Origin of the sequence: Burkholderia sp. SIMBA_062, from assembly GCF_046534765.1 — a bacterium.
GTDB lineage: Bacteria > Pseudomonadota > Gammaproteobacteria > Burkholderiales > Burkholderiaceae > Burkholderia > Burkholderia ambifaria.
This window is the reverse complement of record NZ_JAWRYD010000410.1, coordinates 1-256: the sequence shown is the minus strand read 5'-3', so window position 1 is coordinate 256 and position 256 is coordinate 1. Positions and strand designations below refer to the sequence as shown.

Sequence of the window (256 nt, the reverse complement as noted above, 5' to 3'; positions counted from 1 at the left end):
CGGCCAGCGCGAGCGACGACGCTGCGCTCGTCAAGCGCGGCGAATATCTCGCACGCGCGGCGGACTGCATTGCGTGCCACACGTCGAACAAGGCAAAGCCTTATGCGGGCGGCGTGCCGTTCGATCTGCCGTTCGGCACGATTTATTCGACGAATATCACGCCGGATAAAACCTATGGCATCGGCAATCTGAGCGATGCGGACTTTATCGGCCTGGTGCGCGAAGGTAAATCGAAGGACGGCAAGCGTCTGTATCC

1 pseudogene is annotated in these 256 nt (G+C 60.2%); it reads left to right on the top strand.

The features are described from left to right. Nucleotides 1-256 (top strand): annotated as a pseudogene (locus SB786_RS36875) (cytochrome c); the annotation flags it as partial.